Genomic DNA, 24,208 nt, shown 5'->3' on the forward strand with positions numbered 1-24,208 from the left:
CGCGGGAGTTGTGCTGATCGTGGAAGAGACCATCGCCGGCGCCGACGCCACCCAAATCCCGAAGCAGCGCGGGGAATCGCTGCTGGAGACCGCCGTCCGCTATGCCGAGGAACGTCATTGGGACGTCTTCGCCGGCACCTGGCTGGAAGCCGTCGACGGGGTGCAGCGCTGCTCCTGCGAGGACACCGCGTGCGATGCGCCCGGTGCGCACCCCACGCGCCCCGACTGGGCGAGCCAGGCGACGGGCAGCGCGACCGTCGCCCGCCGGATGTGGCAGAAACAGCCGACCGCGTCCATCCTGCTGCCGACGGGGCGCACGTTCGACGCGATCTCCGTCACCGAGACGGCGGGGTTCCTGGCGCTCGCGCGGATGGAGCGCATGGAGCTGACGCTCGGTCCCGTGATCCTGACCCCGGACCGGCGGATGCACTTCTTCGTGCTGCCGGGGGCGGCGGCGAAGGTGCCGGACCTGGTGCGCAAGCTCGGCTGGTCGCTGTCGGCGCTCGATCTGGTGACCCTCGGCGAGGGGGCGTACGTGGCCGCGCCGCCGACCCGGTTCGGGCAGCGCGGCGCCGTGCAGTGGGCCTGCCGGCCGACCGCCGCGAACCGCTGGCTGCCCGACGCCGAGGAGTTGATCTCCCCGCTCGCGTACGCGTGCGGCCGCGACCGGTAGGGCCTCCGTACCGGTCCCGGCCGGTTCCGTCACCGTAGGGTTCCGGCATGACGTCCGTACGCGTGCGCAATCTCTGGAAGCGGTTCGGTCAGCAGGTCGCCGTCGCCGGGATCGATCTCGACCTTCCCGCCGGGAAGTTCATCGGCCTGGTCGGGCCGAACGGCGCCGGGAAGACGACCACCCTGTCGATGGTGACCGGACTGCTGCGGCCCGACGAGGGGACGGTCGAGGTCGTCGGGCACGACGTGTGGCGGGATCCGGTGGAGGTCAAGGCGCGCATCGGGGTGCTGCCGGAGGGACTGCGTCTGTTCGAACGGCTTTCCGGTCGTGAACTGCTCGTCTACAGCGGGCGGTTGCGCGGCCTGCCCGGCCCGGAGGTCGACAAGCGGGCCGGGCAGCTCCTCGACGTCCTCGATCTGTCCGGCGCGCAGCACAAGCTCGTCGTCGACTACTCCACCGGCATGCGCAAGAAGATCGGGCTCGCCGCCGCGCTCCTCCACAACCCCGAAGTGCTCTTCCTGGACGAGCCGTTCGAGGGCGTCGACCCGGTCTCCGCGCAGACCATCCGGGGCGTCCTGGAGCGGTACACGGCCTCCGGCGCCACCGTGGTGTTCTCCTCCCACGTCATGGAGCTGGTCGAGTCGCTGTGCGACTGGGTGGCCGTGATGGCCGCCGGGCGGATCCGGGCCCACGGTCCGCTGGCGGAGGTGCGCGGGTCGGCGCCCTCGCTCCAGCAGGCGTTCCTGGAGCTGGTCGGGGCACAGGGCCGGGACGCCGGGTCCGATCTGGACTGGCTCGGCGGCGGGGCCGCCCGATGACACCGCTGGTCGCCACCGTCGTACGGCTGAAGCTGTCGCTGCTGCGCAACGGGCTCCAGCGGTCCGCGGGGCGGCGGGCCGCGTATATCGCCTCGGCCGCCTTCGTGCTGCTGTTCTCCGCGGTGCAGCTCATCGCGCTGATCGCGCTGCGCGGGCACGCGCACGCCGCGTCGCTCGTGGTGCCGCTGGTGGCGGTGCTGGGGCTGGGGTGGGCGGTGATGCCGCTGTTCTTCCCGAGCGGGGACGAGACCCTGGACCCGACCCGGCTGGTGATGCTGCCGCTGCGGCCCCGTCCGCTGGTACGGGCGCTGCTCGCCGCCTCGCTGGTCGGGATCGGCCCGCTGTTCACGGCGGTCCTGCTGGCCGGGTCGGTGATCGCGGTGGCGCACGGCGCGGCCGCGATCGCGGTCGGCGTGGCCGGGGCCGTGCTCGCCCTGCTGGTGTGCGTGGCCCTCGCCCGCGCCGTCGCGGCCGCCAACATCCGCCTGCTGAGCAGCCGCAAGGGGCGCGATCTCGCGGTGCTCAGCGGGCTGGTCGTCGCGATCGGCGCGCAGGCCGTCAACTTCGGTGCGCAGCAGCTCGGATCCGGCGGTCTCGGCCGGCTCGACGCGGTGGCGGACGTGCTGCGCTGGCTGCCGCCCGCCTCCGCGATCGGCGCGGCGGACTCCGCGAGCGACGGCTCGTACGGTGTCGCCGCCGCCCAACTGCTGGTCGGCGCGGGCGCGCTGGCGCTGCTGCTGGGCGTGTGGACGCGCAGTCTGACCCGGCTGATGGTCTCGCCGGACGGCTCCACCCTGCGGGCCGCCGAACCGGCCGAGCGGGAGCGGCGCGGCGCGTCGGGACTGGCACGGCTGCTGCCGGGCGGGCGGACCGGCACCGTGATGGAGCGCAGCCTGCGCTATGTGTGGCGGGACCCGAAGACGAAGGCGGCCTGGGCGACCTCGCTGGCGATCGGGCTGATCGTGCCCGTCTTCAACGCGCTCCAGGGCACCGGCTCCGTCTACTTCGCCTGCTTCGCCGCGGGGATGCTCGGCATCCAGATGTACAACCAGTTCGGGCAGGACACGTCCGCCTTCTGGATGGTCGCGATGACGATCTCCTCGCCCCGGGACGCGTACGTCGAGCTGCGCGCGCGGGCGCTGGCCCTGCTGGTGATCACCCTGCCGTACGCCACGCTGGTGACGGTCCTGACGACCGCGCTGCTGGGCGCCTGGGAGCAACTGCCCGAGGTGCTGGGGCTTTCGCTCGCGCTGCTGGGCGCGATGCTGACGACCGGCGTCTGGACCTCGGCGCGCTTCCCCTACTCGATCCCGCAGGAGGGCTACAAGAACGTGGCGCCGGGCCAGACCGGGCTCGCCTGGATCTCGGTCTTCGGCGGCATGGTCTCGGCGGCCCTGCTGTGCGCGCCGGTGATCGCGGTGACGATCTGGCTGAACGTGAGCGCGGACGGCGACGCGTGGACCTGGCTGCTGCTGCCGGGGGGCGCGGCGTACGGGGCGGCGCTCACGCTGCTGGGGCTGCGGCTGGCGGCGCCGCGGACGGCGGACCGGCTGCCGGAGATCCTGGCGGCGGTCAGCAAGGCGTGAGCGGGCCGCCGGGCCGCCGGGCCGCCGGGCCGCCGGGCCGCCGCGGCATCGCTACGGCGTCGCTACGGCGTGCTGAACACCGAGTCCAGGAACGGTTCGATCGCCGTGCGCCAGCCCTCCGGCTGGTCGTAGTGGACGAGGTGGCCGGCGTCGGCGACCTCCGCGTACTGCCCGCGCGGCAGGACGCGGACCATCTCCTGGGCCTCGGCGCGGCCCAGTTCGCCGTCGAGGCCGCGCACGACCAGGGCGGGGCAGCGGACCTGCGCCAGCTCCTCCCAGTGCGCGTCGTACACCCAGGTCTCGCGGGACTTGAGCATCTGCTCGGGGGCGAAGACGGGGCGCCAGCCGTCCGGGGACTCCTGCATCACCTCGGCGTAGAACTCGCCGCGAGAGGCGTGCGGGCGCTCCACCCAGGGGTCGTCCTCACCGAACCACTTGCGGACGTCGGCGAGGGTGGCGAAGGGCAGGGGCCAGGACTTGAACCAGTCGGCCCACTCGCGCTGGGAGGCGGCGCCGAGGGCGGAGGCCCGCATGTCGCAGATGACCAGGGCGCGCACCAGGTCGGGGCGTTTCGCGGCGAGCTGCCAGGCGGTCAGCGCGCCCATGGCGTGGCCGATGAGGACGGCGGGGGCGAGGCCGAGCTGCTCGATGGCCGCCTCCAGGTCCTCCACGTACGCCTCGCGGGTGAAGGCGGCCTCCGGGGGCTTCTCGCTGCGGCCGTGGCCGCGCTGGTCGAGAGCGACGGCGCGATGGCGCTCGGAGAGCCAGCGGGCGGTGGACGCCCAGTGCGAGGCCCGGCCCATCAGCCCGTGCAATAACAGGACGCCCGGCCTGTTCTCGGGTCCGGCCGGGATGTCCGGGGCCCCGGTGCGCTCCCCGGTGGACTGGGCGGGGATCACGGCGTCCGCCCCGTCCTTCGGCGGGTCACCGAACTCCCAGGCCGCGAGGCGTACACCGCCCGCCCCGGTCACGTCGATGCGTCGCGCCATAGGTCCTGGCACCCCCTAGCCGTCGTACCGCTTGTGCTGCCGCTGCCTTGGATCAGCTCTGGAACAGCGCACGCCGGGTGCGCTCCGTCACGCCGTCACACGCACAGTATCGAATGCCTATTCGAAAAACGTCGCATCCGCGAGCAACACCCCTCGTTCGAGTGACCACTCGCAAGGAATGATCGCCGTCGTCGAGGGGAGATCTTCAACGGGAGGCGGACCGCTCGGGGAAAACGGTCCGAGGGGAACGACCTTGAGAGCTCGGGGCTCCAGGTCGTACCAGGGGAGGACAGGCCCCGGTGCCGCACGGCACCGGGGCCCTCCACATGTCCGCGGCACGCCATCCCCGCCCCCTCAGGTCATATGCCTCACGCCAGCCTGGCACGCGAACCGCCGCCGCGCTGCGATTCGACACAGAACCTGAGCGGCCATCAGAAGGCGACCAGCCGTCAGAACCGCCTGAACCGCGGGAAGTCAGCGCTTCGCGACGAACACGTGCGACGCGACGTCCGCCTCCAGCTCGGCCGCCTCGCCGCCGCTGCCCACCAGCACCCCGCCGGCCGACTCCGTCACGCTCACCACCGAACCCGGCTGCACGCCCGCCCGGCGCAGCGTGTACATGAGCTGCGCGTCGGTCTGGATGGGCTCGCCGATCCGGCGCACCACGACGGTCTTGCCCTCCAGGCCCGGGTCGAGGTCGGCCAGCGAGACCATGCCCTCGTCCAGGAACGGGTCGGCGCCGTCCTTCTCGCCCAGCTCCTCCAGGCCCGGGATCGGGTTGCCGTACGGCGACTCGGTGGGGTGGCGCAGCAGCTCCAGGACGCGGCGCTCCACCGCCTCGCTCATCACGTGCTCCCAGCGGCAGGCCTCGGCGTGCACCTGCTCCCACTCCAGGCCGATCACGTCGACCAGGAGGCACTCGGCCAGCCGGTGCTTGCGCATCACGCGCGTGGCCAGCCGGCGGCCCTCGTCGGTCAGCTCCAGATGCCGGTCACTGGCCACGGCGACCAGGCCGTCCCGCTCCATGCGCGCCACCGTCTGGCTGACGGTCGGTCCGCTCTGATCGAGCCGCTCGGCGATCCGGGCGCGCATGGGGACCACACCTTCCTCCTCCAGCTCGAGGATGGTGCGGAGATACATCTCCGTGGTGTCGATCAGTCCGGACATTCGTGCCCCTCGATGAGATCTGCCGAAGGCTCGACGGCTCTCCGGCGCGTGCGCGTGCGCTGGCCCTGACGTCAATTCTGCCGGATACCACTGACAAGCGTGCCGCGCCGGTGAAACGAGGTGGTTACACCCCGCTTTCGGGACCCCGTCTCCCGCCGCTCTCCCGCCCGTCTCCCGCCCCACTCCCGCCCGGCGCACCGCCCCGCGCCGCCGTATTGACAGCGCACTGGTCCAGACCGCACGGTGATCCGCGACACGGACACGCGACGCAGAATCTCGACACGGCAAAGGGGCCCCTCGGATGAGCGACCGCCAGCTCGGCGCGCAGTTCTTCGACGCCGCGATCTCGCTGCTCCAGCGGGTCCGCGACGAGGAGGCGGAGGCCGTCGAAGCGGCCGGCGCGCTTCTCGCCGACACCGTGGCCGACGGCGGCCGGCTCTTCGCCTTCGGCGCCGGGCACTCCTCGCTCCCCGCGCAGGACGTCGTCTACCGCGCGGGCGGTCTGGCCCTGATGAACCTGCTGGTGGTGCCGGGTGTCGTCGGCGTCGACGTCATGCCGGCCACGCTGGGCTCCGCCCTGGAACGCGTCGAGGGTCTCGCGAGCGCCGTCCTGGACACCGCCCCGATCGGCGCCGGCGACGCCCTCGTGGTCATCTCGCTGTCCGGCCGCAACGCGCTGCCCGTGGAGATGGCGAGCACCGCCCGCGCGCGGGACATCAAGGTCATCGGCGTGACCTCGGTGGCGTACGCCTCCCAGACCACCGCCCGGAACCCCTCGGGGACCTTCCTCAAGGACCACTGCGACGTCGTACTGGACTCGAAGATCGCCGTCGGGGACGCGGAGCTCACCCTCGACACGGTCCCGGCGCCCTTCGCGCCCGCCTCCACCGTCGTCACCTCGGCACTGCTCCAGGCGGTCATGGCCACCGCCGCCGGCGACCTCGCCGCGCGCGGTGTCGAACCGCCGCTGCTGCGCTCCGGGAACGTCGACGGCGGCCACGAGTGGAACACGCGGATCATGCGGGAGTACGGCGACCGGATCTTCTACCGGCGCTGATCCTCGTCGTTCCCGCCGCTGTCGTTCCCGCCGCTTCGGGTGAGGTCGGCCAGGTCCAGCGCCGCCGCCATCCGGACGGCCACGTCCTCGGCGTAGGCGGCGTCGGCCCGCTGGAAGGCGCTGCGGCCCGCCCCGCGCAGGAACGTGACGACACCGAGGGTGCGGCCCCGGCTGCGGAGCACCGCGCACAGGGCGTGCACGGTGTCCTCCGGCCACAGGCGGGCCCGCGCCCACTCCCGGGCCTCCTCGGCCGGTACGGATCCGGCGCCGGCCCGCACCGAGCCGGCCCGGGCCACGCATTGGAGCACGGGGTGCGTCTCGCCGTAGCGGACGGGCAGCCCGGCGTGGCCGGTGAGCGCGCTGGGGCCCGGTCCGCCGGACGGGGTGGCGGCGGTCCGCACCAGCCGCGGCGGGCCCTCCGGGGCGGTGGTGGCCGACCGAGGGGTCAGGAGCCGGTCGAGGACGGCGTGGTCGGCGAATCCGGCGAGCGCGAAGTCGAGGTGGACCGTGGCGGCCTCGGTCGGGTCCTCGCACTCGGCCGCCGCGCGGGCCGCCCGGTGCAACTGGTTGACGCGGAAGCGCAGCAGCGCCGCCTCCTGCTCGCCCTGCTTGGCCTCGGTGACGTCCTGGAACAGCCAGCCCACCCCGAGCGGCACCGGCTCCTCCGCCAGCGGCGAGGCCAGCCGCAGGAAGCCGCTGCGCCAGCAGCGCCGCTGCTCGCCCTCCGGGGTGCGCACCCCGACCCACATCTCGGCGGGCGCGGGCGGCGCGCCCTCGGCGAGGACGTGCGTCAGCGCGTTCTCCAGCTCCTCGACGCCCCGGGTGAGCAGTTCGCCCAGCGGACGGCCGAGGACCGCCGTACGGCTGGTGCCCAGCGCGCGGGCGGCGTGCGCGTTGACGACGGCGGGGCGCAGGTCGGCGTCGACCAGGACGACACCCCAGGAGGCGTCGTCGAAGAGGGCCTCGCTGAGCGCGATGGAACGCTCCAGGTCGATCTGCGCGTGGACCTCGCTGAACGCGCAGTACAGCCCGGCGGGCCTGCCGTCGGGCCCGCGCACGGCCGCGGACTGGGTCCGCACCAGGACCCGGCCGCCGTCCTTGGTGAGCAGCGCGAACTCGTGCACCTGGCGGCCGGTCGCGCGCATCGCCGACAGCAGCCGGTTCTCGATCTCCTCGGCGTCCGCCTCCCGCACGGCCCATCCGGCGAAGCCCGGCCGGCCCACCGCCTCGGCGGCGCTCCAGCCGAGGATGCGTTCCGCCTCGCGGTTCCAGTGGGTGACGACCCCGTCCGCGTCGAAGGCGCACAGGGCCGCGTCCATGCCGTCGAGCAGTGCGGCGAGCAGGTGCGCGCCGCCGGGGCCCTTGGGGCCGTCCGGCCGCTCGGGCTCGTCCGGCCCCAGCTCGTCGGTGGTCCCGCTACGCCGGGAAGCACTCACCTGGACCCCCTGACAGGTTCGCTCGCTTGCCCTCATTCAACTCGAACGTGATGCAGCACACACGCGGTTCCCGCAAGATTGCGGAGGAAGTTTGCGGAGGAAGTTTGCGGACGTCAGCCGCGGGTCGGCACGCTCTCCAGCCGCAGGTCGACCCATTCGTCGCGCTCGCCGTCCAGTACGTACCGCTCGGTCTCGACGAAGCCGCGCGCCGCCGCGAACCGCAGCCCGTCCTCGTTCACGGCCAGCACACACGTCTCGACCGCCCCGGCGCCCAGCACGCGCGCGTGGGCGAGCGCGTGCTCGTACAGGGCGCCGCCGTAACCGCGGCGGCGGTGCGCGGGCAGCACGCGCGCGATGACGGTCGCGGGCTCGCCCTCGCCCTGCGGCGGGCGGACCGTGGAGCAGCCGACGAGGACGTCACCGGCGTACGCGTTCTCCAGCCGGTAGCGGCCCGCCCGCTCCCGCACCTCCTCCAGGGAGAGCGCGGCCGGCGGGACGATCACGTTGTGGACGTGCCGCCAGTCCTCCAGGGCGGCCTCGTCGTCGACGGCCTCGATACGCAGTTCAGTCATGGGGGCAGGGAACCGTGCGCCCACGCGCGCGTCAACGCGTTTGCGCGCCGTCGCGTTCGCTTCCCGAAAAAACGGTTGATGGCGTGGCGAGGCCGTTCTTAAGGTGGCAGCACACTGAAAGGAGGTGGTTCGGCAGATGTATGAGAACCGGACGCGTGAGGTGGCTGCGGGCTAGCGGCCCGTCACCACATCCAGTGCGGTGCCGGACCAGCACGTGTGAGACGCGTGCAGCCGGCCAATCCGACGCAGTCACCCGACCCGCGAGTCGCCGGTACGTCCGGCCGGCCCTCCCCTGGGAGGACCCGACTCGCGGGTCGTCTGCGTTGCCGGGCCCGTTCACGCATTTCGGCGGCGACGGGCAGCCGGGGCGAAGGATCTTCGGGACGTGGTGGGCGTCACGGAGAGATTTTTCGGTCGGCGGTAGGGTGGGGACATGCTTGCGCTCGTTCGACGCCGCCACGTGGACTACGTCCGCGTCACAAGCATGGGCTGTCGACGCTCTATCTGAGCCGTCCGGCCACCTTCACGGACCCACCGGTCCGTCCGGCCGCCTCGGGCGGCGCTCTCCCGGCTCACCCGCCGTATCCCCTCTTTCCGTCCTCCCACCGCACGGACACAGCCATGACGAACGCGTCGACGACTCCGTCGTACCAGCAACTTCCGATCATCGACCTCTCGGCCGCCGACGGCGGGCCGCAGGCGCGTGCGCTGCTGCACGCGCAGTTGCACTCCGCCGCCCACGACGTCGGTTTCTTCCAGCTCGTGGGGCACGGGGTGCCACCGCAGGAGACGGAGCGGCTGCTCACCGCCATGCGCGCCTTCTTCGCGCTGCCGGAGGCCGACCGGCTCGCGATCGACAACGTGAACTCGCCGCACTTCAGGGGCTACACCCGCACCGGCGACGAGCGCACCGGCGGGCGGCAGGACTGGCGCGACCAGCTCGACATCGGCGCGGAGCGGCCGGCCCGCGCGCCGGGGCCGGGCGAGCCCGCGTACTGGTGGCTGGAGGGCCCGAACCAGTGGCCCGCCGCACTGCCCGAGCTGCGCACCGCCGCGCTGGCCTGGATCGACCGGCTCAGCGCGGTCGCCGAGCGGCTGCTGCACGAACTGCTCGCCTCGATCGGCGCGGCCCCCGACTTCTACGACGCGGTGTTCGGGGAGCGGGCGCATCCGCATCTGAAGCTGGTGCGCTACCCGGGCAGCGCGGGCGACGGCTCGGGCCAGGGCGTGGGCGCGCACAAGGACTACGGCTTCCTGACGCTGCTGCTCCAGGACCGGATAGGCGGGCTCCAGGTGCAGCGGGAGGACGGCCGGTTCCATGACGTGCCGCCGCTGCCGGGCGCCTTCGTGGTCAACCTGGGCGAGCTGCTGGAGGTGGCGACCAACGGGTATCTCGTCGCCACCAACCACCGGGTGGTGTCACCGCCGAGCGCGGTCGAGCGGTTCTCCGTGCCGTTCTTCTACAACCCGCGGCTGGACGCGCGCGTGGAGCCGCTGGTGTTCCCGCACGCGTCGGCCGCGCCGGGCGTGACGGACGATCCGGCCAATCCCCTGTTCGCCGAGTACGGCTTCAACGAGCTGAAGGGCAAGCTGCGGGCGCATCCGCTGGTCGCGGAGCGGCATCACGCGGAGCTGCTCAGCCCCGCGTGACGGCTCTTTCCGTGCGGGTCGCGGTTCAGTGCGTGGTGTCCGCGTAGCCCTCGATCTCCTGGGGACCGCGGGCGCCGGGGCCGATGTAGCGGGCGGAGGGTCGGACCAGGCGGCCGGTGCGCTTCTGTTCGAGGATGTGGGCGGACCAGCCGGCGGTGCGGGCACAGGTGAACATCGAGGTGAACATGTGCGCCGGGACCTCGGCGAAGTCGAGCACGATGGCGGCCCAGAACTCGACGTTGGTCGCGAGGACACGGTCCGGGCGGCGGGCGTGCAGCTCTTCGAGGGCCGCCTTCTCCAGCGCCTCCGCGATCTCGAAGCGGGGCGCGCCCAGCTCGCGGGCGGTGCGGCGCAGCACACGCGCGCGGGGGTCCTCGGCGCGGTAGACGCGGTGGCCGAAGCCCATGAGGCGTTCACCGCGGTCCAGGGCCTGCTTGACGTAGGCGGTGGCGTCGCCGGTGCGCTCGATCTCCTCGATCATGCCGAGCACCCGGGAGGGGGCGCCGCCGTGCAGCGGCCCCGACATGGCTCCTACGGCGCCGGAGAGGGCCGCGGCGACATCGGCGCCGGTGGAGGCGATCACACGGGCCGTGAAGGTGGAGGCGTTCATGCCGTGCTCGGCGGCGGACGTCCAGTAGGCGTCGACGGCGGCGACGTGCTTGGGGTCGGGCTCGCCACGCCAGCGGATCATGAAGCGTTCGACGACGGACGCGGCCTTGTCGATCTCGCGCTGCGGGACCATGGGGCGGCCCTGCCCGCGGGCGGACTGGGCGACGTAGGAGAGGGCCATGACGGCGGCGCGGGCGAGGTCGTCGCGGGCCTGCTCGGCATCGATGTCGAGGAGCGGTTTGAGGCCCCAGACGGGGGCGAGCATGGCGAGCGCGGACTGCACGTCGACGCGGATGTCGCCGGAGTGGACCGGGATGGGGAAGGGCTCGGCGGGCGGCAGGCCGGGGTTGAAGGCGCCGTCGACGAGCAGGCCCCAGACGTTGCCGAAGGAGACGTGGCCGACCAGGTCCTCGATGTCGACGCCCCGGTACCGCAGGGCGCCGCCTTCCTTGTCCGGTTCGGCGATCTCCGTCTCGAACGCGATGACTCCTTCGAGCCCGGGTACGAAGTCGGACATCGGGCGGCTCCTCGTGATGTGGGCGACGGATGGCGCCGGCGGATCCGCGGTCCGGTGCACGCGAGGTGCGGGACTCGCGGTCATGGGCGGTCACCCCGGTGATGCCCCGTGCGGCCGACGGTCACCCACCTGGGATGGCCCCCTCACCATATCCCTGAGTGCCACCTTTGGGGAGTGGTTGCGGCACTCAGTGCCACCTTTGCGGGGGTGGCGGTCCGGGCGGGCCGATACGGCAGGATGACCACCGTGACCGACGCACACGCCGTCTCCTCCGGCCCCGCCCCCGATCCCGCCGCCATGCGCAAGCAGTACCGCGCGGAGGGGCTCGCCGAGGCGGACCTGGCCGCCACGCCCGTGGAGCAGTTCGCGCGCTGGTTCCGGGAGGCGGCCGTCGAGGCCCATCTGTTCGAGCCGAACGCGATGATCGTGTCCACGGCGGACGCGGAGGGCCGGCCCGGTTCACGGACGGTGCTGCTGAAGCAGTTCGACGAGCACGGCTTCGTCTTCTACACCAACTACGACTCGCGCAAGGCGCGGGACCTCGCCGAGAACCCGTACGTCTCGCTGCTCTTCCCCTGGCATCCGATGGAGCGGCAGGTGATCGTGCGCGGGGTGGCCCGCAGGACCGGACGGGACGAGACCGCCGCGTACTTCCGCAGCCGGCCGCACGGCTCCCAGCTCGGCGCCTGGGCCAGCGGCCAGTCCTCGGTGATCGCGGACCGGGCGGACCTCGACGCCTCCTACGCCGAGCTGGTCGCCCGCTATCCGGAGGGCGAGCAGGTGCCGGTGCCGCCGCACTGGGGCGGTTTCCGGGTGGCGCCGGAGTCGGTGGAGTTCTGGCAGGGGCGGGAGAACCGGCTGCACGACCGGCTGCGGTACGTGGCGGAGCCGGACGGCGGCTGGCGTGTGGAGCGGCTCAGCCCCTGACCGCTCCGCGTCGGCGGGCGGTCAGATCTTGCCCGCGAGGAACACCGTGCGGTGCCCCGGCCAGAACTCGGATATCCGGGCGCGGAACGCCTCGCTGAGCCAGGGCCAGTTCCAGAACTCCAGGCCGAGAACGGCGAAGGCCATGTGGTCGTCGGACCAGTTCCAGGCCGGGATCGGGACGGTCACCCCGCACGCGGGGCAGTCGACCGCGCCCTCGCCGGTGCCGTGCCAGCGGTCGACCTCGGCGGAGAAGAGCGAGTGGTCGGCGACGGCGGTCGCGCAGCGCGGGCAGTGGGCGGCCGGTGCGTCGGAGTCGTGGTGGTTGCTCCAGAAGACATGGCGCTCGGTGTGGACGACGACGCCTTCGGGGGAACCCCAGCGGGCGTTCTCCACCGCCTTGTGCCAGTGCGGGCCCGGCGGATGCGCGGGGTGCTCGCTCAGGGCCCAGCCGGGCTCGGCGTCGGCGAGCACGATGCCCTCGGCCACCAGCCAGTCGACCAGGGGACGGGCGAGGCGCGGCGCGTCCTCGGGCGTCGCGTCGCGGTCGACGAGCGTCTGGAATGTGTCTCCCATGCCGGCCACCGTAGGCGAGGGCACTGACAGCGGGTCGGGGCAGCGGGTTCGGGACAGCGGGTTCGGGCCTCGGGCTCCGGGAGGGCGGTCAGCCGAGCGCGTCGTCCAGCAGCCGTGCCCACTGCGCCACGACCCGTTCCCGGCGGCCGCCGTCGTCGGTGAGGAGGTTGGCGAGGCCGAGGCCGCGGGCCATGTCGAGGAGACCCTGCACGCTCTCGCGGACGCCGGGCACGGACTCGTCGGCGTCGAGGAGGTCCACGGCTATCCGGTGGGTCTCGCGGCCGACGCGGGCCTCCAGCTCGGTCACGCGCGGGCCGAGCTGTTCCTCGTGGGAGGCGGCGACCCACAGGTGCAGGGCGGCCCGGAACAGGGGGCCGGTGTAGAGGTCGACCAGGGCGGAGACCACCGCGTGGCGGTCGGCGCCGCCCTCGGGGAAGAGGGCGCGCAGGGCCGTCGAGCGTTCCTCCGCGACGTACTCGACGGCGGCGGTGAACAGGTCCTCGCGGGTGGGGAAGTGGTGCTGGGCGGCGCCCCGGGAGACACCGGCCCGCTCGGCGACGGCCGAGACCGTGGAGCCCGCCCAGCCGTGTTCGGCGAGGCAGGCCACAGCGGCTTCCAGGAGCCGCTGCCGGGTGGCCCGGCTGCGGTCCTGCTTGGGGGCGCGGTCGCGGTCGACTGCGCTCACAGCACCCATGCGGGATCCCGTCGTTCGAGGAAGGCCGTCATCCCCTCGCGGGCCTGCGGGGAGGCGAACAGCCGGGCCGAGAGCGCGGTGAGCTGCGCCGCGTCCCGGTCGAAGGTCTCCAGCACCCTAGCCGTGAGCAGCCGTTTCGTCTCGGCCAGGCCCTGCGGTGCGGCTCTGCGCAGACCGTCGAGGACGGGCGCGAGGACGGCGTCCACGTCGTCGCCCGCGGCCGTGAGCAGCCCGGCGCGGGCAGCCTCGGCGGCGTCGAAGCGCTCGCCGGTCAGGTAGTGGCGGGCGAGGGCACGCGGGTCGGTGCGCGGGAGCAGCGGCAGGGAGATCACCGCCGGGGCCACGCCGATGCGGACCTCCGTGAAGGCGAACGTCGACGTGGTGGACGCGGCGGTGATGTCGCAGGCGGCGAGCAGGCCCATCCCGCCGGCCCGGACGTGCCCGGTGACCCGGGCGACGACCGGCAGGGGCAGCTCCACGATCCGGCGCAGCAGGCCCACGAACGCGTCCGGGTCGGGCGGATCGCGCAGATCGGCGCCGGCGCAGAAGGTGGTGCCGGTGTGGGTGAGGACGACGGCCCGCACCTCGGGGTCGCCCGCGCAGTCGGCGAGGGCGTCGGCCAGGGCGCCGACCAGGACGGACGAGAGGGCGTTGCGGGTGTCCGGGGAGTCGAGCGCGAGGGTCTCGATCCCGCGCTCCCTGGCGCGCGCGAGGACGGTCATGCGGTCTCCCTGAGATGGCGGCGGAGGATCTTTCCGCTGGCGGCCCGGGGCACGGCGTCGATGAAGGTGACGTGGCGGACGCGCTTGTAGGGGGCGACGCGCTCGGCGACGTACATCGCGACCTCGCCCTCGGACAGGTCGGGGGCGGCGGGCTGGCGGACCACGAAGGCGTGCGGGCTCTCGTTGCCGTCGTCGTCGTAGACGCCGATGACGGCGGCGTCGGCGATGCCGGGGTGGGTCAGCAGCAGTGCCTCCAGTTCGGCCGGGGCGACCTGGAAGCCCTTGTACTTGATGAGTTCCTTGACGCGGTCGACGACGAACAGCCAGCCGTCGTCGTCGACCCGTCCGATGTCGCCGGTGTGCAGCCAGCCGTCGGGGTCGATCATGTCGGCGGTGGCGTCGGGGCGGCCGAGGTAGCCCTTCATGATCTGCGGGCCGCGGATGAGGATCTCGCCGCGTTCGCCGGGGCCGAGGTCCTTACCGGGGTCGTCGAGGGAGACGATCCGCATCTCGGTGCCGGCGATGAGCCTGCCGACGGTGCCCGCGGGGGCGTCGGCCATGGCGTCGAGCGGGACGACATGGGTGCCCGGGGACAGCTCCGTCATGCCGTACGCCTGGCCGACCGGCGGCAGGCCGAGACGCTCGGAACAGGCGGCCGCGAGGGCGGCGTCCAGCGGGGCGGCGGCGCTGATCACGTACTTCAGCGACGACAGGTCGTACTCGGCGACCGCCGGATGCTTGGCCAGGGCGAGGACGATCGGCGGCGCCACGTAGAGCGCGGTGATGCGGTGCTTCTGGATCGCCCCGAGGAACGTCTCCAGTTCGAAGCGGGGCAGGACGACGACGGTGGCGCCCTGCCGCAGCGGCGCGTTCATCAGGGCGGTGAGGCCGTAGATGTGGAAGAACGGCAGGACGGCGAGGACCCGGTCGCCGGGGGCCGCCGAGATCGCCGGGGCGAGCTGGTCGAGGTTGGTGGCGATCTGCCGGTGGGTGAGCATCACCCCCTTGGGGACACCGGTGGTGCCCGACGAGTACGGCAGGGCCGCCACGTCCTCCGTCGGGTCGACGGCGACCTGCGGTTCGGGGGCGGTGGAGGCGAGCATGTCGATCAGCGAACGGTGGCCGGGGGCGCTGTCGCAGACGAAGATCTCCTCGACGCCGCCGGCCAGGTCGGCGGCCCGCCGTGCCGTCTCCAGCAGCGGGGAGACGGTCACGATCCAGCGGGTGGCCGAGTCCTTGAGCTGTTTGGCGAACTCCTCGGCCGTGGCGAGCGGATGCACGGTGGTGACGGAGGCGCCCGCGCGGGTGGCGGCGTAGAAGGCGACCGGGAACGCGACGGTGTTCGGGCTGTGCAGGGCGAGGACGTCGCCCTTGCGGACGCCTGCCTCGGCGAGCGCGGCGGCCACCCGCCGGTGGAATCGGTCGAGTTGGTCGTAGGTGAGGGTCGTGCCGTCCGCGCCGTCGATCAGCGCGGGCGTGTCACCGAACTCGGCGGCCCGGCCCAGCACCGCGTCGTGGATGGGGAGTTCTACGGGCGGTACGTCTGCGTACTGGCTGCGGAACATGGTTCCTCCTGGCACGACGGTGTGCGGACTAGTACGACTTGGGCAGGCCCAGGGTCTGGTGCGAGATGTAGTTCAGAATCATCTCCCTGCTCACCGGCGCGATGCGAGCCACGCGTGAGGCCGTGATGAGCCGGGCAAGGCCGAACTCGGTCGTCAGACCGTTGCCCCCGAGGGTGTGCACGGCCTGGTCGACCGCCTTCACACACGCCTCGCCCGCCGCGTACTTGGCCATGTTGGCGGCCTCGCCCGCACCGATGTCGTCCCCCGCGTCGTACAGATGGGCCGCCTTCTGCATCATCAGCCGGGCCAGCTCCAGGTCGATGTGGGCCTGCGCGAGCGGGTGGGCGATGGCCTGGTGGGCGCCGATCGGGGTCTTCCAGACGGTGCGGTCACGCGCGTACTCGATCGCCTTCGCCAGGGCGTGGCGGCCCATGCCGATCGCGAAGGCGGCCGTCATGATCCGCTCCGGGTTGAGGCCCGCGAAGAGCTGGAGCAGCCCCGCGTCCTCGTCGCCCACCAGGGCCTCGCCGGGCAGCCGTACGTCGTCCAGGACCAGTTCGAACTGCCACTCCTGGCTCTTGAGTTCCATCTCGATCCGGCGGCGCGAGAAGCCGGGCGCGTCCCTCGGGACGATGAACAGGGCGGGCTTGAGACGGCCCGTGCGGGCGTCCTCGGTACGGCCGACGATCAACGTGGCGTCCGCGATGTCCACGCCGGAGACGAAGACCTTGCGGCCGGTGAGCAGCCAGTCCGTGCCGTCCCGGCGGGCCGTGGTGGTGATGCGGTGGCTGTTGGACCCGGCGTCGGGTTCGGTGATCCCGAAGGCCATCAGACGGCTGCCGTCCGCGAGGGCGGGCAGCCACTCCCGCTTCTGGGCCTCGGTGCCGAAGCGGGAGATGACCGTGCCGCAGATCGCCGGGGACACGATCATCATGAGCAGCGGGTTCCCGGCGGCGCCCATCTCCTCCAGGACGAGGGAGAGTTCGGTGATGCCGCCGCCTCCCCCGCCGTATGCCTCCGGCAGGTTGACGCCGATGTAGCCGAGCTTGGCCGCCTCCTGCCACAGGGCGCGGTTGTCCGTTTCCTCGCCGGGGGTGGTGTGGCTCTTGGCGAAGGCGGATACCGCTGCGCGGAGTGCCTTGTGCTCGTCGGATTCGATGTGGGTGGTCACTGTGCTCCTTCGGCTGCGGCTTGTGTGTGGCTGGTCGCGCTCACGCGGCGGAGCCGCATATCGATGCGGCCCCGCGCCCCTAAGGCGCTTGCACTACCGCCAGCAGAGTTCCGAGCTGTACTTGTTGGCCTTCTGTGACCGGCAACGACGTGAGCGTTCCTGTCGCCGGGGCCGAAATGACGTGTTGCATCTTCATCGCTTCGAGCCAGACGATCGGTTCACCGGCCTGGACACCCGATCCGGTGACAAGGCCGTCCGCGATCTTGACGACCGTGCCGGGCATCGGGGCCAGCAGGGAGCCCGGGGCGCGCTGGGCCTCGGGGTCGGGGAAGCGGGGCAGGGCGGTGAGGGTGACGCCGTTGACGTGGACCTGGTCGCCGTAGCGGGCGACCTCGAAGCGGTGCCGTACGCCGTCGGTCTCCAGGACGACCAGGGCGGGGTCGGCGTGCACGACCTGGACGCCCTCGGCGGTCGGGCCGGTCCGGCCGTGCGCGTAGGCGACCTCGGTCTCCTCGCCCGCGACCGCGTAGCGCTTGCGCTGCGGCTGGGACGGCAGGTTGCGCCAGCCCCCGAAGCGGGATCCGGTGCTCGCCTCCGCCAGCGCGGCGGCGAGCGGGGCGAGGGCGGCGACCGGGTCGGGGGCCGGGGTGGTCAGTTCCGGCAGATGGCGGTCGTAGAAGCCCGTGTTCATGCGGGCGGAGGTGAACTCCTCGTGGCGCAGGGAGCGGACGAGGAGGTCGCGGTTGGTGACCGGGCCGTGCAGCGTGGCCCGTTCCAGCGCACCGGCGAGCCGGCGGACCGCCTCCGCGCGCGTGGGCGCGTGGGCGACGATCTTGGCGAGCATCGGGTCGTAGTGGACGCCGATCTCGTCGCCGTCGCCGTAGCCGGTGTCCAGGCGGACGCCGGCGGGGACGGCAAGGCGGTGCAGGGTGCCGGTCTGCGGGGTCCAGCCGGTCGCGGGGTCCTCGGCGTAGAGGCGGGCCTCGACGGCGTGCCCGCGCGCGGGCGGCGGTTCGGCGGGCAGGGCGTGGCCCTCGGCGATCCGGATCTGCTCGGCGACCAGGTCGAGCCCGAAGACGGCCTCGGTGACGGGGTGTTCGACCTGGAGGCGGGTGTTCATCTCCAGGAAGTGCGCGCGGCCGTCGGCGACGAGGAACTCGACGGTGCCCGCGCCGACGTAGTCCACCGCGCGCGCGGCGCGTACGGCCAGCGCGTGCAGTTCCTCGGTGAGGGCGTCGGTGAGGCCGGGCGCGGGCGCCTCCTCGATGACCTTCTGGTGGCGGCGCTGGAGGGAGCAGTCGCGGGTGCCGAGCGCCCACACCGTGCCGTGGGTGTCGGCGAGGATCTGCACCTCCACATGGCGGCCGTGCTCCACATAGGGCTCGACGAAGACCTCGCCGTCGCCGAAGGCGCTCGCGGCCTCGGCGCGCGCGGCGTCGAGCGCGGCGCTCAGCTCCTCCAGGCGGCGCACGATCCGCATTCCGCGCCCCCCGCCACCGGCGGCGGCCTTGACCAGCACCGGCAGATCGGCGTCGGTCACCGCGTCCGCGGCCAGGGGCGCGAGGCCCATCAGTTCCTTCGCGCGCGTCTTGGACGCCATGGCCTCGATGGCCTCGGGCGGCGGCCCGATCCACACCAGGCCCGCGTCGAGGACCGCGCGCGCGAAGTCCGCGTTCTCGGACAGGAAGCCGTACCCGGGGTGCACCGCGTCCGCGCCCGCGGCGACGGCGGCCTTCACGACCAGGTCGGCGCGCAGATACGTGTCCGAGGGCGCGGCCCCCGGCAGCCGTACCGCCGTGTCGGCCACACGCGTGTGCAGCGCGTTCTCGTCGGCGTCGGAGTGCACCGCGACCGTGCGGATCCCGGACGCGCGGCAGGTGTCGAAGACCCGGCAGGCGATCTCGCCCCGGTTGGCGACGAGCACAGAAGTGATCACTGGTAGGTCCCTCACATCCGGAAGACGCCGAAGCCGCCGCGCGCACCCTCGTACGGCGCCGTGTGGACAGCCGACAGACACAGGCCGAGGACGGTGCGGGTGTCACGCGGGTCGATCACACCGTCGTCGTAGAGCCGCCCGGACAGGAACATCGGCAGCGACTCGGACTCGATCTGCTGCTCGACCATCGCGCGCAGCGCCGCGTCGCCCTCCTCGTCGTACGGCAGCCCGCGCGCGGCCGCCGACTGGCGGGCGACGATCGACAGGACGCCGGCGAGCTGCTGCGGGCCCATGACGGCCGACTTGGCGCTCGGCCAGGCGAACAGGAAGCGCGGGTCGTAGGCCCGCCCGCACATGCCGTAGTGACCGGCGCCGTAGGAGGCGCCGAGCAGGACGGACAGGTGCGGGACCTTCGAGTTGGAGACCGCGTTGATCATCATCGCGCCGTGCTTGATGATGCCGCCCTGTTCGTACTCCTTGCCGACCATGTAGCCGGTGGTGTTGTGCAGGAAGAGCAGCGGGATGTCGCGCTGGTTGGCCAACTGGATGAACTGGGCGGCCTTCTGGGACTCCGCGCTGAACAGCACGCCCTGGGCGTTGGCGAGGATGCCGACCGGGTAGCCGTGCAGGCGCGCCCAGCCGGTGGCCAGGCTGCTGCCGTACAGCGGTTTGAACTCGTCGAAGTCGGAGCCGTCGACAATCCGGGCGATCACCTCACGCGGGTCGAACGGCGTCCTGAGGTCCCCGGGGACGATCCCGAGCAGCTCCTCCTGGTCATACTTGGGCGGTTCGGCCGGGCCCGGATCGCCGTACGCCTTGCGGTGGTTGAGCCGGGCGACCACCCGCCGGGCCTGCCGCAGCGCGTCGCGCTCGTCGACAGCGAAGTAGTCGGCGAGACCCGACACACGCGCGTGCATCTCCGCACCGCCGAGGGACTCGTCGTCGCTCTCCTCACCGGTGGCCATCTTCACCAGCGGCGGGCCGCCGAGGAACACCTTGGCCCGCTCCTTGACCATGATCACGTGGTCGGACATGCCGGGGACGTACGCGCCACCGGCCGTGGAGTTGCCGAAGACGACGGCGACGGTGGGGATCCCGGCCGCCGACAGCCGGGTGAGGTCGCGGAAGATCGCCCCACCCGGGATGAAGATCTCCTTCTGCGAGGGCAGATCGGCGCCGCCGGACTCCACCAGGCTGATGCAGGGCAGCCGGTTGGCGAGCGCGATGTCGTTGGCGCGCAGGGCCTTCTTCAGCGACCAGGGGTTGCTGGCGCCGCCGCGCACGGTCGGGTCGTTGGCCGTGATCAGGCACTCCACGCCCTCCACGACCCCGATCCCGGTGACGAGCGAGGCGCCGACCGTGTACTCGCTCCCCCAGGCCGCCAGCGGCGACAGCTCAAGGAACGGCGTGTCGGGGTCGAGCAGCAGCTCGATGCGCTCGCGGGCGAGCAGCTTGCCCCGCGCGCGATGCCGGTCGACGTACTTCTCACCGCCGCCCGCGAGCGCCTTGGCGTGCTCGGCGTCGAGATCGGCCAGCTTGGCGAGCATGGAGTCGCGGTGGGCGCGGAAGTCGGGGCCGTTGGGGTCCAGCGCCGACGGCAGGACGGTCACAGCAGGTCCTCCGGGATGTCCAGGTGACGGGAGCGCAGCCATTCGCCCAGGGCCTTGGCCTGCGGGTCGAAACGGTGCTGTGAGGCGACACCGGCGCCGAGGATGCCCTCGACGACGAAGTTGAGGGCGCGCAGGTGGGGTAGTGCGTGGCGGGTGACGGGCAGGTCGGCGCTCTCGGGGAGAAGCTGCTGGAAGAGGTCGACGGTGAGGGTGTGCGCGAGCCACCGCCACGCCTCGTCGGTCCGCACCCACACCCCGACGTTCGCGTCCCCGCCCTTGTCACCGCTGCGGGCCCCGGCGACCAGCCCGAGGGGCGCGCGCCGCACCGGCCGTCCGGCGGGCGGCGGTTCGGGAAGGGGCGGTTCGGCTACGGCGTCCAGGGCGCGGGTCTCGTCCACCGGGGCGACGGGCAGACGGCGCCCGTCGGGCAGCACGGCGGTGTGCGCGACCTCGCCCTGCGGCACGTAGGCGGCCTCGAACACGCCGTAGGGGGAAGGCTTCCCGGGTGGGGCGAGGACGTGGAAGCCGGGGTAACTGGCGAGGGCCAGTTCGATGGCGGCACCGGTCAACGCCCGCCCCACGACAGCTTGTTCGGGATCACGGACGACGAGTCGCAGCAGCGCGCTGGCGGTCTCCTCGGTACCGGCGTCGGCCCGGTCGGTGCGGACGAGATCCCAAGTGACGTCTTGGGGCTTGGACTTGGCGAAGGCTTCCGTCATCTGCGCCTGCACCAACGCGGCTTTCTCCGCCACGTCGAGGCCGGTGAGGACGAAGGTGACCTCGTTGCGGAAGCCGCCGAGCCGGGTGCGGCCGACCTTGAGGTCCGGGGGCGGTGCCTCGCCGCGCACGCCGTCGATACGGACCCGGTCGGGCCCGTCCGGGGTGAGCCGTACGGTGTCCAGACGGGCGGTGACGTCAGGTCCCGCGTACCGGGCGCCGCCGGTCTCGTACAGGAGCTGGGCGGTGACCGTGCCGACGTCCACGAAGCCGCCGGTGCCGGGGTGCTTGGTGATGACGCTGCTGCCGTCCGAGTGGAGTTCGGCGAGCGGGAAGCCGGGGCGGCGGACGTCTCCGTCACGGAAGAAGGCGTAGTTGCCGCCGGTGGCCTGGGTGCCGCACTCCAGGACATGCCCGGCGACGACGGCCCCGGCGAGCCGGTCGTGGTCGGTGCGGGCCCAGCCGAAGTGGGCGACGGCGGGACCGGTGACGAGGGCCGCGTCGGTCACGCGTCCGGTGACGACGACGTCCGCGCCCTCGCGCAGACAGGCGGCGATGCCGAAGCCGCCGAGGTAGGCGTGGGCGGTGAGGCTGCCGGGATACCGGGAGCCGAGGTCGTCGCCCTCGACGTGCGCGACGCGTACGGGGATCCCAAGCCGGTCGGCCAACGCGCTTACGGCGTCGGCGAGTCCGGCCGGGTTGAGCCCGCCCGCGTTGGTGACGATCCGCACGCCGCGCTCGTGGGCGAGGCCGAGGGTGTCCTCCAACTGGCGCAGGAAGGTGCGGGCGTACCCGGCGGAGGGGTCCTTGAGGCGGTCCCGGCCGAGGATGAGCATGGTGAGTTCGGCGAGGTAGTCGCCGGTGAGGACGTCGAGTTCGCCGCCGGTGAGCATCTCGCGGAGTGCGTCGGCGCGGTCGCCGTAGAAGCCGGAGAAGTTGCCGATGCGGAGGGGAGCGGCGGTCATGCGTCGTCGCCTCCCTTGGGCGCGCGGCCGGCGCCGGGCGGGCCCGCGAACGCCTGGGCGATGTCCAGCCAGCGGTCCGCGTCCGCGCCGGTGGCGGTGAGGGCGAGGTCGGAGCGGTGGGCACGCTGGGTGACGAGGAGGCAGAAGTCGAGGGCGGTGCCGGTGACGCGGTCGACGGCGTCCTCGGGCCCGAAGGTCCACGACTCACCACTGGGCGAGGTGAGTTCGATCCGGAACTCCTCCATCGGCGGGGCGAGGTCGTGCACGATGTGGGCGAAGTCGCGGGTGCGGACGCCGAGTCGGACGATGTGCCGGATGCGGTCGGTGGGGGCGACGGTGACCCCGAGGGCGTCGGCGACGTCGAGCCCATGCGCCCAGGTCTCCATCAAACGGGCGGTGGCCATGGAGGCGCAGGACATGGGCGGCCCGTACCAGGGGAATCTGGCGCCGTCGGGGGCGGCGCGCAGGGCGCCGTCGAGCGCGGCGCGCCCTTCCCGCCAGCCGCTGAGCAGTTCGGCGACGGGCTGCCGTGCCCCCTCCTCGGCACCCTCGTCCACGAAGGAGCCGGGGGCGGTGAGCGCCTTCTCCACCAGCGCGTGGAAGGCGTCCACGTCGGTGACGGCGAGCAGCGCGGAGTGGTCGGTCCAGGCGAGATGCGCGATCTGGTGAGCGACGGTCCATCCGGGCGCGGGCGTCTCCCGGGCCCACTCCTCCGGCCCCAGCTCAGCCACGAGGGCGTCCAGGGCGTCACTCTCGGCACGCAGATCATCGATGACGGGCGTCGGGTCGGCCATGGGGGGAGCTTGGCAGCGGTCCCGGAAACAATCAAGCGTGCTTGCATGAATTTGTTCCGGGGACCACGCCAGGCCGGCCGACCGAGGAGACCGGCGCCCTGCGTCAGTAGTCGGTGAGATCCACGACCACATCGCAGTGCGGATCGCCGGAAGGCTGGTGCAGATGCTCGTTCGCCAGGAACGCCGGGGACACCAGGGAACCGAGCAGGCCAGGGCCTGTACGACTGATCAGCACGTCCACGCCGTATGTGCGGTCCCGTTCAGGTGAACGGAAATAGAGGCGCATGCGGTCGTCACCCGTGATGACCGCACCGATGAACAGCGGCTTCCACGGCACGTGCGTGGTGACGAAGGAGCGCACGAGATCGAGCAGTCGGCCTGCGGCCACCTGCTCGATGCCTGGTTCGGGAGGATTCACGTCTTGGCCCATGCCGGACACTTGTTCCCCCGTTGGCTGGAATTCGTCAAGAGGTGATTTTGGGGGCTCGGCGTCCCACCTGGGTCCTGACCGCGCCCATGCTCGCCGCGATGACCAAGGCGATCGCCGCCGCCTCCGTCGCCGTCAGGGCCTGGTTCAGGATGAAGAAGCCGGCCGTGGCCGCGATGGCCGGTTCGAGGCTCATCATGATGGCGAAGGTGGAGGCGGGGAGGCGGCGCAGGGCCAGGAGTTCGAGGGTGTAGGGGAGGACCGAGGACAGGACCGCCACCGCCGCGCCGAGGCCCAGCGTCACCGGGTCGAGCAGCTTCGTGCCGGATTCCGCGATGCCCAGCGGCAGGAAGAGCAGCGCGCCGATCGCCATGGCGAGGGCGAGCCCGTCGGCCTGCGGGAAACGGCGTCCCGTACGCGCGCTGAAGACGATGTACGCCGCCCACATCCCGCCCGCCGACAGCGCGAACGCCACGCCCAGGGGGTCCAGGCTGCCGAAGCCTCCGCCGCCGCCCAGCAGGAAGACACCGGCCAGCGCCAGGCCCGCCCAGATCAGGTTCACCGCTCGGCGCGAGACCGCGACCGACAGGGCCAGCGGGCCCAGCACCTCCAGGGTGACCGCCGTACCCAGCGGGATGCGGTCCACGGACTGGTAGAAGAGGCCGTTCATCGCGGCCATGGTGATCCCGAAGACGATCACCGTGCCCCAGTCGGTGCGGGAGTGCCCGCGCACCCGGGGCCGGCAGACGACCAGCAGGATCACCGCCGCGACCAGCAGCCGCAGCGCCACCACCCCGAGCGCGCCCGCGCGCGGCATCAGCGTCACGGCCAGCGCGCCGCCGAACTGCACGGAGATCCCGCCCGCGAGCACCAGGCCGACGGGACCGAGGGAACCCCGGCGGCCGGTCTCGGGGAGGGTCGCCGCAGAAGCGGAGACGGAGGCGGAGACGGGCGCGGTGTCGGGGACGGTCACGGTGGGTCCTGGAGGGTTCTCGTAGGTCGACGACGATCGTTCATCTCGATGTACTGCCGA

At 72.8% G+C, this 24,208-nt stretch carries 22 protein-coding genes; 6 read left to right on the forward strand and 16 right to left on the reverse strand.

Going from position 1 to position 24,208, the window contains the following annotated elements:
- Positions 1-10 precede the first annotated feature (10 nt).
- Genes AFM16_RS17655 through AFM16_RS17665 form a run of 3 tightly spaced genes read left to right on the forward strand, consistent with a single transcriptional unit; the run spans position 11 to position 3,077 of the window.
- A complete protein-coding gene (locus AFM16_RS17655; protein ID WP_107419103.1) occupies positions 11-673 on the forward strand; it encodes a bifunctional DNA primase/polymerase in 663 nt (220 codons plus the stop codon).
- A 47-nt stretch (positions 674-720) separates the two neighbouring features.
- The gene (locus AFM16_RS17660) at positions 721-1,491 is read left to right on the forward strand and encodes an ABC transporter ATP-binding protein (protein WP_030785273.1); all 771 of its coding nucleotides are present in this window, start codon (positions 721-723) and stop codon (positions 1,489-1,491) included.
- Positions 1,488-3,077, forward strand: a complete 1,590-nt coding sequence (locus AFM16_RS17665) for a transporter (RefSeq protein WP_107419104.1) — start codon at positions 1,488-1,490, stop codon at positions 3,075-3,077. Before AFM16_RS17660 ends, AFM16_RS17665 begins: the two co-directional genes overlap by 4 nt.
- Positions 3,078-3,139: 62 nt before the next feature.
- Here AFM16_RS17665 and AFM16_RS17670 read toward each other — a convergent pair whose 3' ends face one another.
- The gene (locus tag AFM16_RS17670) at positions 3,140-4,066 is read right to left on the reverse strand and encodes an alpha/beta fold hydrolase (RefSeq protein ID WP_078633895.1); all 927 of its coding nucleotides are present in this window, start codon (positions 4,064-4,066) and stop codon (positions 3,140-3,142) included.
- 474 nt (positions 4,067-4,540) lie between these two features.
- The gene (locus AFM16_RS17675; protein WP_030785279.1) at positions 4,541-5,233 is read right to left on the reverse strand and encodes an iron-dependent transcriptional repressor DtxR; all 693 of its coding nucleotides are present in this window, start codon (positions 5,231-5,233) and stop codon (positions 4,541-4,543) included.
- Between the two features lie 301 nt (positions 5,234-5,534).
- On the opposite strand from AFM16_RS17675, the gene AFM16_RS17680 reads away from it, so the two are divergent.
- Positions 5,535-6,290 carry an SIS domain-containing protein gene (locus AFM16_RS17680; protein ID WP_078633896.1) on the forward strand — a complete coding sequence of 252 codons (756 nt, stop codon included), beginning with the start codon at positions 5,535-5,537 and terminating at the stop codon, positions 6,288-6,290.
- On the opposite strand, the gene AFM16_RS17685 is transcribed toward AFM16_RS17680, so the two are convergent.
- Both AFM16_RS17685 and AFM16_RS17690 read right to left on the reverse strand, forming a co-directional pair.
- Positions 6,278-7,762, reverse strand: a complete 1,485-nt coding sequence (locus AFM16_RS17685) for a PAS domain-containing protein (protein WP_078633897.1) — start codon at positions 7,760-7,762, stop codon at positions 6,278-6,280. The genes AFM16_RS17680 and AFM16_RS17685 overlap by 13 nt on opposite strands.
- Positions 7,763-7,839: 77 nt before the next feature.
- Positions 7,840-8,298: a GNAT family N-acetyltransferase gene (locus tag AFM16_RS17690; protein WP_078633898.1), complete on the reverse strand. Its 459-nt coding sequence runs from the start codon at positions 8,296-8,298 to the stop codon at positions 7,840-7,842.
- Between the two features lie 621 nt (positions 8,299-8,919).
- On the opposite strand from AFM16_RS17690, the gene AFM16_RS17695 reads away from it, so the two are divergent.
- Positions 8,920-9,948, forward strand: a complete 1,029-nt coding sequence (locus AFM16_RS17695; RefSeq protein ID WP_078633899.1) for an isopenicillin N synthase family dioxygenase — start codon at positions 8,920-8,922, stop codon at positions 9,946-9,948.
- 25 nt (positions 9,949-9,973) lie between these two features.
- Here AFM16_RS17695 and AFM16_RS17700 read toward each other — a convergent pair whose 3' ends face one another.
- Positions 9,974-11,074, reverse strand: coding sequence for a citrate synthase 2 (locus AFM16_RS17700; RefSeq protein ID WP_078633900.1), 1,101 nt, complete (start codon positions 11,072-11,074; stop codon positions 9,974-9,976).
- Between the two features lie 237 nt (positions 11,075-11,311).
- On the opposite strand from AFM16_RS17700, the gene pdxH reads away from it, so the two are divergent.
- The gene (gene pdxH, locus AFM16_RS17705) at positions 11,312-12,001 is read left to right on the forward strand and encodes a pyridoxamine 5'-phosphate oxidase (protein WP_051780386.1); all 690 of its coding nucleotides are present in this window, start codon (positions 11,312-11,314) and stop codon (positions 11,999-12,001) included.
- A 21-nt stretch (positions 12,002-12,022) separates the two neighbouring features.
- Here the strand turns inward: pdxH and AFM16_RS17710 are convergent, their stop codons facing one another.
- The 11 genes from AFM16_RS17710 to AFM16_RS17760 form a co-directional block, all read right to left on the reverse strand.
- Positions 12,023-12,574 (reverse strand): hypothetical protein, encoded by a 552-nt coding sequence (locus AFM16_RS17710; RefSeq protein ID WP_078633901.1) that lies wholly within the window; start codon positions 12,572-12,574, stop codon positions 12,023-12,025.
- Between the two features lie 88 nt (positions 12,575-12,662).
- The gene (locus AFM16_RS17715) at positions 12,663-13,268 is read right to left on the reverse strand and encodes a TetR/AcrR family transcriptional regulator (RefSeq protein ID WP_030785297.1); all 606 of its coding nucleotides are present in this window, start codon (positions 13,266-13,268) and stop codon (positions 12,663-12,665) included.
- A complete protein-coding gene (locus tag AFM16_RS17720) occupies positions 13,256-13,990 on the reverse strand; it encodes an enoyl-CoA hydratase family protein (protein WP_078633902.1) in 735 nt (244 codons plus the stop codon). Before AFM16_RS17720 ends, AFM16_RS17715 begins: the two co-directional genes overlap by 13 nt.
- Positions 13,987-15,555 carry a 4-coumarate--CoA ligase family protein gene (locus AFM16_RS17725; RefSeq protein WP_030785300.1) on the reverse strand — a complete coding sequence of 523 codons (1,569 nt, stop codon included), beginning with the start codon at positions 15,553-15,555 and terminating at the stop codon, positions 13,987-13,989. The genes AFM16_RS17720 and AFM16_RS17725 overlap by 4 nt, the downstream gene beginning before the upstream one ends.
- Before the next feature lie 28 nt (positions 15,556-15,583).
- Positions 15,584-16,726 (reverse strand): acyl-CoA dehydrogenase family protein, encoded by a 1,143-nt coding sequence (locus tag AFM16_RS17730; protein ID WP_078633903.1) that lies wholly within the window; start codon positions 16,724-16,726, stop codon positions 15,584-15,586.
- 79 nt (positions 16,727-16,805) lie between these two features.
- A complete protein-coding gene (locus tag AFM16_RS17735; RefSeq protein ID WP_078633904.1) occupies positions 16,806-18,662 on the reverse strand; it encodes an acetyl/propionyl/methylcrotonyl-CoA carboxylase subunit alpha in 1,857 nt (618 codons plus the stop codon).
- Between the two features lie 11 nt (positions 18,663-18,673).
- Positions 18,674-20,272, reverse strand: a complete 1,599-nt coding sequence (locus AFM16_RS17740) for an acyl-CoA carboxylase subunit beta (RefSeq protein ID WP_030785316.1) — start codon at positions 20,270-20,272, stop codon at positions 18,674-18,676.
- The gene (locus AFM16_RS17745; protein ID WP_078633905.1) at positions 20,269-21,954 is read right to left on the reverse strand and encodes an acyclic terpene utilization AtuA family protein; all 1,686 of its coding nucleotides are present in this window, start codon (positions 21,952-21,954) and stop codon (positions 20,269-20,271) included. Before AFM16_RS17745 ends, AFM16_RS17740 begins: the two co-directional genes overlap by 4 nt.
- On the reverse strand, positions 21,951-22,748 hold the full coding sequence (locus AFM16_RS17750) for a TIGR03084 family metal-binding protein (RefSeq protein WP_078633906.1): 798 nt from the start codon (positions 22,746-22,748) through the stop codon (positions 21,951-21,953). Before AFM16_RS17750 ends, AFM16_RS17745 begins: the two co-directional genes overlap by 4 nt.
- Before the next feature lie 103 nt (positions 22,749-22,851).
- Positions 22,852-23,187, reverse strand: a complete 336-nt coding sequence (locus AFM16_RS17755) for a hypothetical protein (RefSeq protein ID WP_143648385.1) — start codon at positions 23,185-23,187, stop codon at positions 22,852-22,854.
- A 25-nt stretch (positions 23,188-23,212) separates the two neighbouring features.
- Positions 23,213-24,148: an EamA family transporter gene (locus tag AFM16_RS17760; protein WP_030785328.1), complete on the reverse strand. Its 936-nt coding sequence runs from the start codon at positions 24,146-24,148 to the stop codon at positions 23,213-23,215.
- Positions 24,149-24,208: the final 60 nt, after the last annotated feature.

It is taken from the genome of Streptomyces antibioticus (assembly GCF_002019855.1).
In the GTDB taxonomy this organism is placed as follows: Bacteria; Actinomycetota; Actinomycetes; order Streptomycetales; family Streptomycetaceae; genus Streptomyces; species Streptomyces antibioticus_B.